This window comes from Microcoleus sp. S36b_A4, assembly GCF_036700645.1.
In the GTDB taxonomy this organism is placed as follows: domain Bacteria; phylum Cyanobacteriota; class Cyanobacteriia; order Cyanobacteriales; family Microcoleaceae; genus Microcoleus.
Map to the genome: position 1 here is coordinate 1 of NZ_JAUBPI010000029.1, position 16416 is coordinate 16416.

Sequence of the window (16416 nt, forward strand, 5' to 3'; positions counted from 1 at the left end):
ATAAGTTTCCCACGATCCCAGACCCATGCAAATACTACCCTTGACAATTTCCCTTTTTCCTTAACTTGTCACCAATGTTGCAGGAGTGGTAAATTTTTTACCCCACCCCAACCCTCCCCTTACCAAGGGGAGGGAGTAAGAAGTTCACAAATGATTTAGGATTGCTATAGAGATGCCAATAAGTTTAGCTCTCAATAAAAAAACCGCCGACGCGGGTTTTGTGATTTTAGGGGGAGAGGTTATAACACCAGTAAAAAAAAAGAATGGAACTGTAAAAAGTTCCAAACGCATATCGAATTAGTTATCCCCAATCGAAAATCGAAAATCGTATAACTTGTTGCCCTTTGTCGTTGCTCTCAATTAATCGTAAAGTTCTTACCTCTGTAGCATCCTTGAAAAGAAGTTAAACTCGTGCCGTTTTTCTGTTCCAATTTAGTCACGAGGGAAGAAGTATTTGAACTGTCAGGGGTAGCACCCCACTTGTACATAAAGTCGCCGAGATTGTCTCCGGTTTCTTCGTAGCTGTGCTCTTCAATTGGAATTCCCGAAACTCCTGAAACAGTTTGGTTGTGGTATCCGTTAACAATGATTTTTTCGATTACTGCGCCCGGTTCTGCGGTAATGTTCCATTGCACGGGTTCATAAGCTGAAAGCGCGAGAATTATTGGCTTGTTTCGGCGTTCTACTTTGACTTCGATCCTCTCCGAGGGCTTCGCTAACGCACTTTTAGATAAATCTCGGTTCTTGTGATCCGCATTGGCTTCGTAAACGCCTATTAAATGAAGTTCTTTATTTCCGCTTGACGAACCGATATAAGCTGAAAAATCGTCGGAACCGCCAAGCCCGCAGTTGGCGCCAGAACTAATTGGGGAAATAAAAGCTGTTTTTTCGGCTAGTTTCTGCTGCACAGTTGGCACTACCCACAATCCGGTGCCGATGCCTAAAGCACCTATCAAAGCGGCCGCGATACCGAAAGGAAGGGCATTTGTGAGGTGGCGAACAACTGGTTTTGCTGTTAGTTGAGATAGGGTTTGCTGCCAAGTTTCACCAGTGCGATCGGCATTCCCGCCATCGAGACAGGCCAATAAACCTAAACTTTCCGGCTGTTCGAGCAGACTTTGAACTGTTTTCCCTTCGCCGACGTAGAGATTTCTAGTTTCGGTGTCTAAAAGCAGCCAGTAGCGATCGCCCTCGCCGAGGTTGTACTCTTGTACCGCAGGATCGACTAAATCGTGCTGCAAAAACACCAGCCAAGCCATATTATTGCCCGTGCCGACTGTTTTGCCGTCGCTGGAAATAAGTTGGTCGATGTCGGGTTCCCAGCGCCAAGCTACCCAGCGACTATCTCCTCGATAGCCGAGGGATTTTTCCAGTTGCGGATGAGCGGTTATTTCTAAACGTTGAACTAAGTTTGACACTAGATGTCCTCCTCAAGTGCGAGCGGGTCTAGAGCAATTTTGTTTCAATTTATTAAAACAAATATTTTGCTCATGAAGAGCCTCCGAATAATCGGGTTAATTTTGTCTCGCTAATGTTATCAGCCGGTACTTTCCCAACCACACTGGCTTAACAAAAATATGCCTGTTGAATGGTTTAGCTTGAGAACTTGGAGCTGGCAAGCACCCGCCTGGTAATAATTTTAACCTGTGCTGATAACTAATCCTGTGACGGATTAAAGCTAGCTATCTATCACTGCTTCTACCTGGTTGTCCAGTTTTAAAAGAGTGCTTGGCTAATAGCGTCTACAAGTTCTTAGCTTAACTTTTATTTCGCTACTCTGCTACAAAATAGGGCGATCGCACCTGACATTAATATTATGCAGGCAAATAAATATTCCGGCTTTCTCGCGGGTGAAATATCCATGAAAAAGAGAACATTTCCGAGAAACCCGGTTTCTGTGATGAAAGTTCTGACACTTCGCCTATTACTAGCGGGGGCCATCAATCGCATCTCTAGTCGGTGCAAGGCCTCCGGGGCTAAAGGAACTCGGCGGCACTCTCGGAAGATTGAGATTGGGATTGGGAACTAAATCGCTGTTGCTGTCGCCAGCAGTTCCACCCGTGGGAGACGCACTATTATTGGGACTGGTACTCGGCGAACTTCCCGGATTGAGATTATTCTGATTGGTATTCGGCGAAGTTGTCGGATTGGCATTATTGGGAGTGATATAGGGCGAACTTCCCGGATTGAGATTATTGGGATTGGTACTCGGTGAAGTTCCCGGATTGGCATTGGGAGTACCTGCGGGTGAAGTTCCCGGATTGGCATTGGGAGTACCTGCGGGCGAAGTTCCCGGATTGGCATTGGGAGTACCTGCGGGCGAAGTTCCCGGATTGGCATTGTTGGGATTGTTGGGATTTGCCGTGCCTGTTGGAGTAGTTATCGGGGTGCCGACAGCATCTCTGGTGATGGCGTTGGGGTTCGGGGGAGGAGGCGGAGGAGTGCCTGCATTGGGGTTATTTGCAGGAGCATTGGCGGGGTTGCCCGCAACCGGATTAGTGTTTTGGGGAGAAGCATTGCTGCCGCACAAGCTGACTAAATCAAAAGTTGTGCCGCCTCGCGTTTCGATGAAGCAAACCGGCACATTTACATCGGGGTTTGAGGCTCTGGGAAAATCGGCTGTTCCCGGCATGGGACGGCTAAAGGCAGCTTCAGCCATCAGTGGGGTCAAGGCCGCCGATAGAGCGGCGATTGTTCGCAATAATCTCATCAGCGTTTCCTCAAATGTATAATTTTATTTTCTCCAGTATTGCCCATAAATTGCCAAGTGTCGTCACTCTAAAAGCCGATCGATCTTTTTGACAACTGCTTCTACAGGCCCACCGCTGGCTGCAACATCTCGCGCAGACAGAAAGTACAGGTAGAAAAAGGCGAAAGTGCAACAGTCGCGCATCCGTTGCCCTTCTTCCTTGATATTTTTAGTACCGAATTCGCGGGTCAACGTAAGCGTTCAAAATATCAATTACAATGCTGGCAATTACGACAATTGCCGCAAAAAACACCACAATACCTTGAACAGTTGGATAATCCCGCAAGCTAATCGCTTCGTAAAGACGATTTGCCAACCCCGGCCAAGAAAAAGTAACCTCTGTTAAAATAGCACCGCCCAAGAGTGCAGCAAAAGTCAATCCTAAGACAGTAATCACCGGAATTAGTGCATTTTTCAGAGCGTGAGCCCATAAAATCTGGAATTCTGGAATGCCTCTAGCTCTAGCTGCTTCGACATAATCTGCTTGCAAAGTTTGCTTGAGATTCACCCTGACAATGCGCTCGAAAATGCCGCTCAAAAGAATCCCCAAGGTCAAACTCGGAAGTGCCAAATAATGCAAAGATGTGAGAAACTGACCAGGGTTAGCGCTCAGGAGACTGTCAATAGTGTATAGTCCTGTGTAGCCTTCGGGGGCGGGGAATGTGACGGGAAAGCGAGTTCCCAAGGGGAACCATCCCAACTGCACCGCGAAAATTAATTGCAAAACCATGCCGGCCCAAAAAGCGGGCAGCGAGTAAGTGATAATGCCAAACAAACGACCGACAGCATCGAAAATAGTGTTGGGGCGGGATGCTGCCAGGGAACCGATACTGATGCCGACAATTAAAGCTATGGCCATGCTACAAACTGCTAATTCGACTGTAGCGGGGAAATAGTCTCCGATAATTTGCCACACGGTTTGTCCGCGAGTGGTGATGGATGTTCCCAAGTTCAGACTGAATAAGTCTTTCATGTAGTTGAGATATTGCTGCCACAGGGGTGCGTCGAGGCCGAGTTGAGTTCGCATTGCTTCTTTGGCGGCTGCGGGAGCTCGTGAGCCGAGAATGGCATCTATGGGGTCGCCTGGAGTAGCGCGCAACAATAAAAATACTGCTGTGGTGATTGTCCACAACATTAGCGGTGCCAGAAGCAAGCGGAGAAAAATATAAGATTGCAGGGCTTTGGAACGAGACATAATATTTGGGAATTGAGAATTGGAAATTGAAAATAGACAGTTGACTGGATTTTACTTACATCTTGCACTATTCTCAAGAACAGGAAAGATGCCTGTTCCACAACAGATAAATTTTATTTTAAACCGTTGCTCCTCGCCCGCCATGAAAGGATGATTGAGAATGGCTCCCGATATCAGTTTTAGCGAAAAAGCCGATCGACTTTTTCGCAATTCCCGATTTTCTTATTCCCCTAGCAGTGATTCAAATGCAGCTTGCAAAGACTTGATATCGCCTACTCTGGCTACTAACAAGTTTTCGCTGCCGGCATCCTGCAGCCTGTGTCTCCAATACTGGATGCTATCGGAATTGTTCATCCAGAAACTAATTACGGTGTTTACAACTCGATCGACATCCCAGCCGCGGTTAGGAGAAACTTTCTCTACGGATGCCACAAACGCATCGAGAGTGCACTTTCGGTTTGCCAAGTATTCTACACCGGAAGGCTGCCGTTGTTGCAGCAATTCCTGCTGCTGGTTGAAAAACGTTAAAGTTGGAGATACGCCCAGGATTTCAAATGTATAGTTCATGTCATCCTCCAGAAGTATTATTTTGCCCAAATGTCGATCGTCCAAAAAGCTGAAAACACTCAAATTTATCGTTGGCGCAAAATCGCCTACGCTTAAATTTTTCCCGATAGTTTGCTCTGGATTTTGCCAACTTATTTTATTAATAGCAAATTTTCAAAGGGAAGATTGTTAAATTGTTTACATTTATCGCAATCGTAATCCTCAACAATGATCGGTATTTTTCCAGCAGTATTTTCACGTAGGTTGGGTGGAGGTACGAAACCCAACCTACTTTCTAAAGATTGTTAAATTACTTACAGTTGTCCGCCTCGCCACCCTCAACTCAACTGACAAGAGAATAGCAGTGGTATTTTTGGAGCCACCAAGTTGCTAGGTTTTCTCAAATACCGCCGAGATTAGTGGTAGCTTAGGTTCAGGGAATTTACAACAAGCATACGCAAAGTCGGTATCTGTCAAAATATTGATGTTATTGAAAAGTCTGAGCAGTTGTGTGATGAAAAGCTCGCCCAAGATGTCACTGAGCCTAGTTTTGTTGATACCGCTGGTGGTGCAAATCTCCGTAGCAGTGGGCGTGACTGGATGGCTGTCGTTTCGCAACGGCCAGAAAGCTGTTAATGACCTTGCTACGAGGTTAAGCTTGGAAGTTGCAGCGAGGACGAAAGAAAATTTCCGCAGTTTTGGGGATGTGTCTCACCTGTTCCTGCAAATGAATAGTGCTGCCATCGCCTCTGGAAACTTAGACCCGGAAGACCTCCCCAACTTAGAGCGCTATTTGTGGAACCAGACCAAGCTGAGCGATCGAAATACAACCATCTACTACGGTGACGAACAGGGAAAATTCCTCTTGCTCAAGCGAGAAGCAGAAAACTTAGTATACATCAGAGACGAATCAACCGCTCCAAACCGCGAAATTTATCGCCTCGACAGCCAAGGAAATCGCACTGAGCTAATCCAAACCGTCCCCTATGACCCCCGTACTAGACCGTGGTACAAAGCTGCCAAACAGTCAGGAAAAGCCTCTTGGTCTCCCATCTACCCCTTCGCAGCCTCGCCAGTTCTGGGGATTACGCCGGTGAGGCCTATTTACAATGAAACAGGAAACCTGCAGGGGGTACTGGCAATTGACCTGACTCTTTCTCAAATCAGCGATTTTCTTAAAAGCATTAAAATTAGCCCGTCAGGACAAGTTTTTGCGATCGAACGCAGCGGGGAAATAGTCGCCAGTTCCACAGACGAATTGCCCTTTGTCACCGACAAAGGCGAACAAAAACGGCTGTTGGCGACACAGAGCAAAAATTTGCTAATTCGATCGGCCTCCACATACTTGCAAAAACGATTTGGTAGTTTTGAACAAATTGACAGCAAAGGACAGTTTACCTTCGAGATAGACGGCAAACGTCAATTCATTACCGTTGTTCCCCTGCAAGACGGTCGCGGCCTCGATTGGCTGATTGTAGTCGCCATCCCGGAAGCCGACTTTATGGAGCAAATTAACGCTAACACTCGCACAACTATCTTATTGTGCTTTTTTGCCTTCGTACTGGCGATCGTACTCGGAATTTTCACCTCTCGCTGGGTTGTCAAACCGATTACCCGATTGCTGGAAGCTTCCAAAGCTTTAAAAAAAATGTCGGAATCATCCGACTTCACCTCCCCAGAATTAGACGGCCAAGTCGAAGTTCAAGGAGTCAAAGAAATCGGTCTCCTAGCTCAGTCTTTCAACCAAATGGCGCGACAATTGCGAGCGTCTTTTGTTGCCCTAGAACAAACAAACTCTAGTTTAGAACAGCGAGTAGCAGAGCGGACTGCCGAACTCGAAGCCGCCGAAGCAGAGTTGCGGGCTTTGTTCGCAGCTATGAACGAATTAATTATAGTTGTGGATGCCAGCGGTCGCTATTTAAAAATCGCGCCCACAAATCTTTCTCTGCTCTATAAACCAATCGAAGAATTAGTTGGCCAAACAGTCACAGATGTGTTTCCGCAAGCTACAGCCGACAATTTTATCAACCACATCCGAGCAGCTTTAGATACTCAGCAAACTGTCAGCATCGAGTACGATTTAACCATTGACGACCGCGAAGTTTGTTTTGCCGCCAGCATTTCGCCACTTTCAGAAGAATCCGTAATTTGCGTAATCCGCGACATTACCGAACAGAAGCGAGCCGAATCGGCGCGACGGCAAAGGCAAAAACAATTGCTCAAACAAAATACGGTTTTAGTAGAATTGGCAAGAAATAAAGCACTTTATCGAGGTGATTTAAAAGTAGCTTTGAGGCAAATCACCGAAGCGGCGGCTCATACCCTAGATGCAGAACGAGCCGGAGCATGGTTGTACGATGAAAGCCGATCGAAACTGCAATGTCTCGACCAATTTTACCGCAGCAACCACCAGCATTCCCAGGGTAATGAACTCGCAGCAGCAGACTATCCAGCTTATTTTAAAGCTTTGGAAGAACACCGGACGATCGCAGCCGATGACGCACTCTCAGATGTGAGAACCAGAGAATTTGCCGAATCTTACTTTGCAAAAGTGGGGACTACATCAACCTTAGATGCGCCGGTGCGGCTGGGAGGACAAACCGTCGGAGTCATCTGTATCGAACAAGTGGGAACTCCTCGTAACTGGACATTAGACGAACAAAATTTTGCTGCTTCCCTAGCAGATTTGGTATCATTGGCGCTCGAAGCGAGCGAGCGCGATCGTACACAAAGCGCTTTGCGTCAAGCAGAACAAAAATATCGTAGCATCTTTGAAAATGCCGTCGAAGGCATTTTTCAAAGAACCCCCCAAGGTCACTTCTTGAGCGTAAATCCAGCTTTAGCCCGCATCTATGGCTACGCCACTCCCGAAGAATTGACATCAAATCTCACAAACATCAGGCAGCAAGCTTACGTCAATCCTCAGCAGGGGGACAAGTTTATGCAGGTGATGGAAGAATTCGGAGAAGTTTCGGGGTTTGAGTCACAAGTTTACCGCGTTGACGGCAAGATAATTTGGATTTCCGAAAGTGCGCGTGCAGTGTGCGACGCCGACGGCGAGGTACTCTACTATGAAGGCAGCGTCGAGGATATTAGCGATCGAAAAGTCTTTGAATCCGCCTTGCAACTCGCCGTAGAAGCAGCCGAAGCAGCTTCCACCGCAAAAAGCGCATTTTTGGCAAACATGAGCCACGAACTGCGAACACCTCTGAATGCCATCATCGGCTACAGCGAAATGCTCCAAGAAGAAACCGAAGAATTGGGTTACGATGAACTCACCCCAGATTTAGACAAAATTCGCACTTCCGGCCGACACTTGCTATCGCTAATTAACGACATTCTTGACATTTCTAAAATCGAAGCCGGCCGCATGGATCTTTACTTAGAAACCTTCGACATCGCCGCCTTGATTGAAGAAGTAGCATCTACTGCCACGCCGCTAATTGAGAAAAACGGCAATACTCTAAACTTGGATCAAATTACGAATATCGGCACTATGCACGGTGACATTACCAAAGTGCAGCAGATTTTATTGAATTTGCTGAGCAATGCCGCCAAATTCACTCAAAACGGTACAATTACCCTCACAGCCAGCCGAGAAAAAATTGCCGACGACAGCAGCGAAGCAAAACAAGAAAACACTTCTGAACCTGCGGCAAGTTCTCAATCTTCAATTGCTAGTAAAGAATTTTTAGTTGTTAATTGTACAGATACAGGAATTGGGATGACTCCCGACCAGTTGCAGCACATTTTCCAACCCTTTACCCAAGCCGACGCTTCCACTACCCGCAAGTACGGCGGCACCGGTTTGGGACTGGCAATCAGCCAGCGTTTTTGCCTAATGATGGGTGGCAATATAGCAGTAAAAAGTCAGGAGGGTGTTGGTTCTACTTTTACCATTCGCTTACCTGTTAATCCGCAAAATTACGGTGCATAACTGTTACACCGGCTCTGCCTGGAAACTAAAAATTACTAACTCCCAATTACCTTTGAATGCTTCTCGGATCGAGAGCATCCCGCAACCCATCCCCCAATAAATTAAACGCCAAAACAGTCAAAATAATCAGTATCGCCGGAGGCCAAACCAACCAAGGCTGCAAGACTAAAATTGAAGCATTAGTAGACAGGGATAGTAAATTTCCCCAAGAAGGATCGGGCTGTTGAATTCCCAAGCCAATTAAACTCAAAACCGACTCCGCCACAATAAAACCCGGAACCGCCAAAGTAGCAGAAATAATTACATAAGTAGCAGTTTGTGGCAACACGTGGCGGACAATAATATAAATTGGGTTAGCACCCATTGCCCGCGCCGCTTGCACAAATTCTCGTTGTTTAATTGACAGTACCTGACCGCGAATTACCCGCGCCAAACCCGCCCAATTGATAAATGAAGTAATCAGCACAATCAATATAAATCGCTGAGCACTTGTCAATCCTGGTGGCAATACTGCTGCTAGCGCTACTAATAAATAAAGACCGGGAATCGTCATCAATACTTCGGCGAAGCGCATTAAAATACTGTCAATCCAACTGCCGAAATAACCAGATATGCCTCCGATCAATAATCCCAATGGGAAAGAAATTGCTATGCCAACTAAACCGATGCTGAGGCTAATTCTGCTGCCGTGTACTAAGCGACTGAATTGATCGCGAGCTTGTTCGTCCGTGCCTAAAATGTTAATTTGACCTCCTCCTGTAGTACCAAACAAGTGCCTGTCTAGTGGCAAAACTCCTAAAAACTTATAGGGGGAAGCTTTGACAAACAAACCGATAGCAGAGGGTTTTTGCCAGTCTACAATTACCTCACGAGCGCCGGTATTAGCATCCACCGGGCCCTGAGTAGTCGGATAAACGTGGGGCCCGATAAAGCGCCCATCTTGGGTGCTTAAATAAATCTGAGTGGGCGGCAGCAATGAACCGTTTAATTGAGAGTCGTAGGGGTCGTAAGGTGCCACAAATTCGGCCAAAAGTGCGACTGTATAAAAAATTAACAGCAGCACGGCTCCCAACCGAGCTAGAGGATTGTTTCTAAGATTTTGCCACCATTTCATAAGTTTTTAGGTTTGAGGTTTTAAGTGGGCTAGTAATCAAAACTAAAGTTCTTTGTATAGACTTTAGTCTTTTCTTAATGGACTCAGCAGCCAAAAGTTAATTGCTGACTTATAAAAGTTTTCCCAACTGAATTACTTACTACAAACATTAGACTACTTTTGTTCATCTGCGAGCAAGATTATTCTACTTTCATCTTCTGGTATTTTCCCTAATTCCTCGCCGCTAAAAGGATTGTAGAAAAACGAGCCTGTTTGGGGTGGCAATTTGGGATTGAGTACAATTTCTACTATACTTTTTACTACTCCAGTGAGCGGAATTGCCAGGATAACTCCCAACAATCCTCCTACTCTACCTCCTAACAGCAAAGCTGTGAAAATAATTACCGGGCTTAATCCGGTGAGATTGCCCATGATTCGGGGAGCTACTAAATTATCCTTGATTTGCTGGAGACCGATCGCCACTACCAACACTTGCAGCGCCAGCCACCAATCAATAAACGCTACAATTATACTAACAGTGCCAATTCCCAAAGTTGCTCCAATAAACGGAATTATTTCCGTCAATCCTATAAATACCGCAAACAACAGAAAAAACGGAACTTGCAGCCACCAAAAAGCCAGAGTCAACGAGATGGCCATCAAGAGTCCCAGCAATAACTGTCCCGATACAAATCGCTGGAGGTTTCGCTGCAAAGTCTCTGTTAAAACATAGCGAATGTCTGGGGAAAAAATACTGGTCAAACCCTGCCAAACTCTTTGCCCGTCTAGGAGCATATAAAAGGAAATTACCACAATAAAAATCAAGTCCAAAAACCAGTTAACAGTACCGACAACTAAGCCTAAACTCGTACCGGCGAGCGCCTGCACTTGTTCCTGCACTTTCGCTGATAACTGCTGCTCCAATATTTGCACGTTAAACGGCAAATTGCGCTCGGCACTCCAGGCTTGAAATTCAGCTAGCTGCAGTCGCCCCGACTCCAGTAAATCCGGGAACCTCACCCCCAACTGGCTCGCTTGGCTGAACACGGGCGGCACAATAGTTAAACCGATTACTACTACTATCACACCCGCAGTTAAATAAACCAGTCCTGCAGCTACTCCCCGCGGCAAAAATACTTCCAGTCTTTTTACTGCATAATTTAATAAAAATGCAATGAGTCCCGCTGTTACTAAAATGCTGACCAGTTCCCCAACATAACTGACAGCAGTCAGGGTAAACCATCCCGTCACTAGCACTAGCAGCCAAGTAATTAGAAACTGTTGGAGGGGAGAAAAAAGACTATTCATTTTGATTTTTTTTAAATAAAGTGGCACAATTTTTTCAGCAGATGTGCCGTATTATACAGTAAACACATGAGAGTAGAAGTTAGGAATAATCAGTTCAAGATTAGACTGAGTTTTCTCAGCATTGATAGATAGGTGACGACCAAACCACTTGGGGAGAGACAATGCCAGCCCGATCGCCCCGACGATCGCCCATCGCGCTAATATTCAGTATGCCCCGCACGCAGATCAAATTAAATATCGATCGCACAAACTCCGATCTATTCGCCATTGTAGGGTGAAATGACGCCGCACTCACCCAAAAGGGGGACGCGGGATTGCTGAGGCTATCCGCTAAAATGAATCAAATATAAAAACCGCAATCTTTCTTTACAATAAAAAAACCACAGGCTAATAGCGGCGAGAGGAACTACCGTGACCAATCAAGTTTTTTCAGAAGCGGAAGAAAAGCAACCCCTTACCCCCGTGGAGAGCGGGCACGACAGGAACTCAGCAGTGGATGTAGCTGAAAGTGAAGTCTCAGACAACTCTCACTGGCAATTCTCCGGTGAGGATGATGAACGAGAAGTTGCGCTGGAAGTTCCAGAAATCGAGGAGGAACAAGTTTGGGAACCAGAAGCAACGGAAGTTGGGCACCCCAAAGAAATCAGGTGGCCTGCCTTGTTGGCGGGCGCAGGGATTGGCGTGGCTGCAACGTTACTAGCAGTAAAATTGACTGGGGGCAATCAGAATTCGCCTCCTGCCGCTCCAATTCCATCGGCAACTCAGCAGGCAATGGCTCCGACGGTGACAGTGGCGCCTGTGGAATCTGCCCAGGTGGGTGAAACTCTGGAAGCGACGGGCACCGTGGCAGCCTATGACTTACTGCCAGTGCTACCACAAGCCAACGGTTTGCAAATCAAGCAGGTGTTAGTGAATGAAGGGGATGCGGTAGAAAAAGGTCAGACGATGGCGGTTTTGGACGATTCGGTACTACGATCGCAAATTGCCGAAGCGCTGGCGGGAGTACAATCGGCCAATTCTACGGTAGAACAAGCCCAAGCTCAGGTACAGCAAGCCGAGTCAGCCCAACAAGAAGCCCAAGCCGGCGTTGCTCAAGCCCAAGCTGGTGTAGAAAAAGCCATCGCTGACGCAGCGCAAGCCAAAACAGGCGTCGGGCAAGCAAGGGCAGGTGTAGAACAAGCTAAAGCTGGTGTCACTCAAGCTAAAGCCGGCATTGCCTCCGCTCAGGCTAAATTAGATCAAGCTCAAAGAGAAGTAAATCGCACCCAAGATTTGGCTTCTCAGGGAGTAATTAGTCGGCAAGATTTAGAAAGACGCAAGACAGAGCGGCAGACTGCTGTTCAAGACTTGAACAAAGCTAAAGCTGACTTGAATACAGCTTTACAAGAACAGAATAAAGCAGCAGAAGAAGTGCAATCTTCTCTTGCTAAAGTAGCTACGGCAGAAGCTAATATCAGTACGGCTAGAGCAGCCCTCAGCAGCGCTCGTGCTAAAGTGAATACGGCCGGAGCGAGTGTCAGCAGTGCGAGAGCAAATGTGGGAAATAACGCAGCAAGTGTCCGCAGCAATGATGCACAAGTCAAACAGTTACAAACTCAATTAGAACAAACTATTGTTCGAGCGCCGGATAGTGGTACTGTGGCTGAAAGAATTGGTCGAGTTGGCGATGTTTCTTCGGGAAGTCAAAAACTATTTTCGATTATTCGCGGCAACAAGCTGGAACTGCAATTGAAAGTACCGGAAAGTCAGGTTTCGCAAGTGCGGCCGGGAACAGCAGTGCAAATTACTTCGGATTCTGACAAGCGGATTAAGTTGTCAGGAACTGTGCGAGAGATTTCGCCGGTAGTTGACCCGCAAAATCGGCAAGCTACGGTGAAGATTGATTTGCCGGCAAGTGAGTTTTTGCGATCGGGAATGTTTTTGCGCGCATCCATTGCGACGGCAACGGCTCAAGGTTTGAAAGTCCCCGCTAAAGCTATTTTGCCGCAACCTGACGGTAGTTCTATTGTTTATAAACTTGTCGGCGAGGACAAGGTGCAGGCTCAACCCGTGGAAATAGGGGAAATTTCCGGGGGTGCGGTGGGCGATTTGACTGCTGCTAAGGTGGTGGTTAAAAAAGGTTTGAAGGCGGGCGATCGGGTGGTTGTTAGTGGCGCTGGTTTTCTTAAAGATGGCGCTGAGGTTAAGGTTGCTAAATAATTATATCGATTCCGGTTGCACTCTTTATCATTGTTGACGGTTGACTGTTGACGGTTGACTGTTGACTCGATTTTATTATTGTGATGCAACCCGAATGATTGTTGACTGTTGACTGTTGAAGGAGGGGTGGAAAAACTCAATGGGTGAGTGTTAAATGTTGACTCGATTTTATTATTGTGATGCAACCGGAAACGAGATCAGATGAGGAGATAAGATTAGAAATAATATTAATTGCGGTGGCGGCGGAATGATATCAAATCCGCGCTTATCTTCCTGATAAAGTCGAATCAAGCTGCCAAAAAATAAGTCGCGAAATTTTCATTGTTTTGACTCACAGTCAACAGTCAACAGTCAACAATCACGAGATATCTGTTCGTAGCGGCAACCTCACGGTAAACGTTGCCCCTTGTCCCTCACCCGCACTTGTGGCAGTAACAGTACCGCCATGGAGTTCTACTAAATGACGCACGATCGACAGTCCTAGCCCCAATCCAGAGTCTCTGCGAGAGTAGCTACTATCCGCCTGACGGAAGCGATCGAACACATAGGGGAGAAAATCAGGGGAAATCCCTTTACCAGTATCGCTAACTTGGATTTGAGCGATTCTATCCATGTAGTCTAATGCGATGTCAATTCTTCCTCCGGCTGGGGTGAATTTAATCGCGTTTGAAAGTAGATTCCACACCACTTGTTGTAAGCGACTTGGATCGCCCAAAATCTTTGGTTTTAAAGGGCTTAGCCTGGGTTCAATTTGAATATTTTTGGCTTCTGCGGCGAAACGAATCACCCCGATCGCATTTTCAACCAGTGGATTGAGCTCAACTTCAGAAGCATTGAGCCGAAATTGGCCTGTGGTAATCCGCGAAACGTCTAATATGTCATCGATGAGCTGGTTTTGTGCTTTGGCGGCGCGCTCGATCGTTTTTAGCGCCTCCTGGGTTTTAGCCTCGTCAAATTTTTTCAGGCGCAGCAACTGTGCCCAGCCAATCATCGCATTCAGCGGCGTCCGCAGTTCGTGAGAGAGGACGGACAAAAACTCATCTTTGACGCGGTTGGCCTCCTCAGCAGCCGCACGAGCCGATTGTTCTTGAATCCGAAGGCTGCGTTCTCTCTCGTACTGTTTTTGGTCGGTGATATCCTCGATCGCCAGCAGAATCATCTGTGTATCGCCAACCGGAGGCATTTTGCGGGCATTGAGCTGCATTGTTTTATGCCCGATGTGGTCAAAGTTATGCTCGACTTCAAAATCTTTAAACTGGGGATTGCCTGCCAGAATTTCTTTGAGGAGCGATCGCAACTTGGGAATATTCCACTGTCCATTACCGAGATCGAAAAATGAGCGGTGCTCTGTTTCGCTCGCCATCACCTGAAACGTCTCGTAGAAAGAACGATTGGCAGTGAGCGCCCGCAGATCGAGATCTAGCACTAGCAATGGTTCCCGCACGGTTTCCACGATCGTTTCGGCGTAATTTTTCGCTTCCATCAAATGCTGGGCGCTGACTTTGAGCTCGTTGATATCCACCAACATCAGCACAGCCCCATCAATCTTGTGGTCGAGCGTCCGGTAGGGTCGAATATGCAGATCGTACCAACGACCCTCTCGATCTTGAACCTCCTGAACTTTCAAATTGAGCGTGCGGATCACTCCTAAAATCCATTGCTCTAAGTCCGGTACTATCAACTTGTGAGTGATGTCGCTCAAAGACCGCCCGACATCGCTAGAAATCAAGTTGAAGATGTCTTCAATTGCGGGAGTAAACCGGCGGATTCGCAGGTCGCTTCCCAGCATCAGGATCGGAATATTGATGCTAGTCAGGAGATTTTCTAAATCGTTGCTCACCTCAGTCGATTCCAAATTGCGCCGCTGCAATTCGTCATTAATCGTGTTGAGTTCTTCATTTGTTGCCTGAATCTCTTCTTTCGCCGTTTCGAGTTCCTCATTCATGCTTTGCAACTCTTCGTTGCTCGACAAAATCTCTTCGTTGGCGGCTCTCAAATCTTGATTAGCGGCTTGATGTTCTTGGACGATCGCTCCGAGATGTTCCTTTGTCGTTTTCAGTTCCTGTAGCAGCCTTGCAATCTCCTCACTTTCACCCTGTGAAGCATCAGAGTTGACTCTCTCCTCGTTAGCAGCAGTAGGCATTCCAGAGATCGGGGACTCCTCTTGAAACAACACTAAAAAATAGTCTTTTGCCACAGCGCCGGCTTGGAATGGAATCACATTAATTCCGACCTGCCGGAGGCGAGTACCGTCTTTAAGTTGGAAGCCTGTCCGTGCGATCGGCTGCTTCTGATGTGAGGCTTCTTGAATTGCAGTACGCAGTTCCACGCGCAATCCTTCTTTTGCCATTCTCAGCAGGCTAAAGCTCGCTCTACCGGGAGCCGGTTCTAGGTAGGCATTTGTCTGTCCTCGAAATTGCAGAATCTCGCTGGCTGTATTAATCACGACCCCGACAGGGGCATAGTGATTCAAAACAATGCGATCAGCCTCTTTCTCCATTTCGATTTCCTCCAATCTTTCCGTGTGCTGCGCTGGTGGGTTGGGTGGTGTCAGAGGATAGTTGCTAGCATTTAAATCCATGCTAAGCCAATGCGTTACCTGTTTTTTAGTATAAATTTTATTCTTTTTATCGAATACCGCAAACAATATTGATGAAAACTCTCCAACCGTTTCCGAAGTGCCTAACAGCAAAAAGCCCGCGGGCCCAAGCCCATAGTGGAACATTGGCAGCAGTTTTTTCTGCAACAGGGGTGTCAGATAGATCAGCACGTTCCGACAGGTAATCAAATCCATCCGCGAAAAGGGCGGATCGGCGATCAGGTTTTGTCTAGCAAAGACGCAGAGTTCGCGCACGGGCTTAGCGATTTGGTATCCGCCCTCGACTGGGACAAAGAACCGATTTAGGCGTTCGGGTGAAATATCGGCGACTTGGGCATTGGTATAAAAGCCAGTGCGAGCGATCGCGATCGCATTTTCGCTGATGTCTGTGGCATAAATCTGAATCGGCAAGTTAGTAGATCGAGCTGCTAAAAACTCTAGCAAGCAGATCGCCATCGAGTAAGCTTCTTCACCCGTTGAACAGCCGGCAATCCAAATTCGGATCGGTTTTTTCGGCGATTTATCTTTGACGATTGCGGGAAAAACAGTGCTGCTTAAGGCCTCAAAGCTTTCTGGGTCGCGGAAAAAGCTGGTGACATGAATTAAGACATCGTGATACAGCGCCGTTAGTTCTGCCGGGGTGTTTTGGAGATATTCGGCATAATTTTCGATCCGTTCGAGCTTGTAGAGCAACATCCGCCGATGTATCCGTCGCTTCAAGGTGGTTTGCTTGTAGTGAGTAAAGTCAACTCCTGTAGCCGCCCGCAGCAAACTGTAGATCAAGGTGATC

At 46.9% G+C, this 16416-nt stretch carries 11 protein-coding genes; 2 read left to right on the top strand and 9 right to left on the bottom strand.

All coding sequences use genetic code 11. The features are described 5' to 3' along the window. Positions 1-356: 356 nt before the first annotated feature. The 5 genes from QUA03_RS11660 to QUA03_RS11680 form a co-directional block, all read right to left on the bottom strand. On the bottom strand, positions 357-1418 hold the full coding sequence (locus QUA03_RS11660) for a hypothetical protein (protein ID WP_333212205.1): 1062 nt from the start codon (positions 1416-1418) through the stop codon (positions 357-359). Between the two features lie 509 nt (positions 1419-1927). After that, positions 1928-2710, bottom strand: a complete 783-nt coding sequence (locus QUA03_RS11665) for a hypothetical protein (protein ID WP_333212207.1) — start codon at positions 2708-2710, stop codon at positions 1928-1930. 63 nt (positions 2711-2773) lie between these two features. Continuing rightward, entirely contained in the window at positions 2774-2941 is a 168-nt protein-coding gene (locus QUA03_RS11670) for a hypothetical protein (protein ID WP_333086240.1), read from the bottom strand. Next, positions 2919-3944 (bottom strand): ABC transporter permease, encoded by a 1026-nt coding sequence (locus QUA03_RS11675; RefSeq protein ID WP_333212209.1) that lies wholly within the window; start codon positions 3942-3944, stop codon positions 2919-2921. The genes QUA03_RS11670 and QUA03_RS11675 overlap by 23 nt, the downstream gene beginning before the upstream one ends. A gap of 222 nt (positions 3945-4166) precedes the next feature. After that, positions 4167-4511, bottom strand: coding sequence for a hypothetical protein (locus QUA03_RS11680; RefSeq protein WP_333212211.1), 345 nt, complete (start codon positions 4509-4511; stop codon positions 4167-4169). A 493-nt stretch (positions 4512-5004) separates the two neighbouring features. On the opposite strand from QUA03_RS11680, the gene QUA03_RS11685 reads away from it, so the two are divergent. Beyond that, positions 5005-8427: a PAS domain S-box protein gene (locus tag QUA03_RS11685; protein WP_333212213.1), complete on the top strand. Its 3423-nt coding sequence runs from the start codon at positions 5005-5007 to the stop codon at positions 8425-8427. Between the two features lie 46 nt (positions 8428-8473). Here the strand turns inward: QUA03_RS11685 and QUA03_RS11690 are convergent, their stop codons facing one another. The 3 genes from QUA03_RS11690 to QUA03_RS11700 all read right to left on the bottom strand — a co-directional run bounded on the left by QUA03_RS11690 (position 8474) and on the right by QUA03_RS11700 (position 11096). Further along, on the bottom strand, positions 8474-9541 hold the full coding sequence (locus QUA03_RS11690) for an ABC transporter permease (RefSeq protein WP_333212214.1): 1068 nt from the start codon (positions 9539-9541) through the stop codon (positions 8474-8476). A 153-nt stretch (positions 9542-9694) separates the two neighbouring features. After that, positions 9695-10828 carry an AI-2E family transporter gene (locus tag QUA03_RS11695; RefSeq protein WP_333212216.1) on the bottom strand — a complete coding sequence of 378 codons (1134 nt, stop codon included), beginning with the start codon at positions 10826-10828 and terminating at the stop codon, positions 9695-9697. A 115-nt stretch (positions 10829-10943) separates the two neighbouring features. After that, complete coding sequence (locus tag QUA03_RS11700) at positions 10944-11096, bottom strand: hypothetical protein (RefSeq protein ID WP_333212218.1); 153 nt, start codon at positions 11094-11096, stop codon at positions 10944-10946. A gap of 143 nt (positions 11097-11239) precedes the next feature. On the opposite strand from QUA03_RS11700, the gene QUA03_RS11705 reads away from it, so the two are divergent. After that, positions 11240-13027 carry an efflux RND transporter periplasmic adaptor subunit gene (locus QUA03_RS11705; protein WP_333212220.1) on the top strand — a complete coding sequence of 596 codons (1788 nt, stop codon included), beginning with the start codon at positions 11240-11242 and terminating at the stop codon, positions 13025-13027. A gap of 358 nt (positions 13028-13385) precedes the next feature. On the opposite strand, the gene QUA03_RS11710 is transcribed toward QUA03_RS11705, so the two are convergent. Beyond that, a partial coding sequence (locus tag QUA03_RS11710) for a CheR family methyltransferase (RefSeq protein ID WP_333212222.1) occupies positions 13386-16416 on the bottom strand: 3031 nt, incomplete at its 5' end.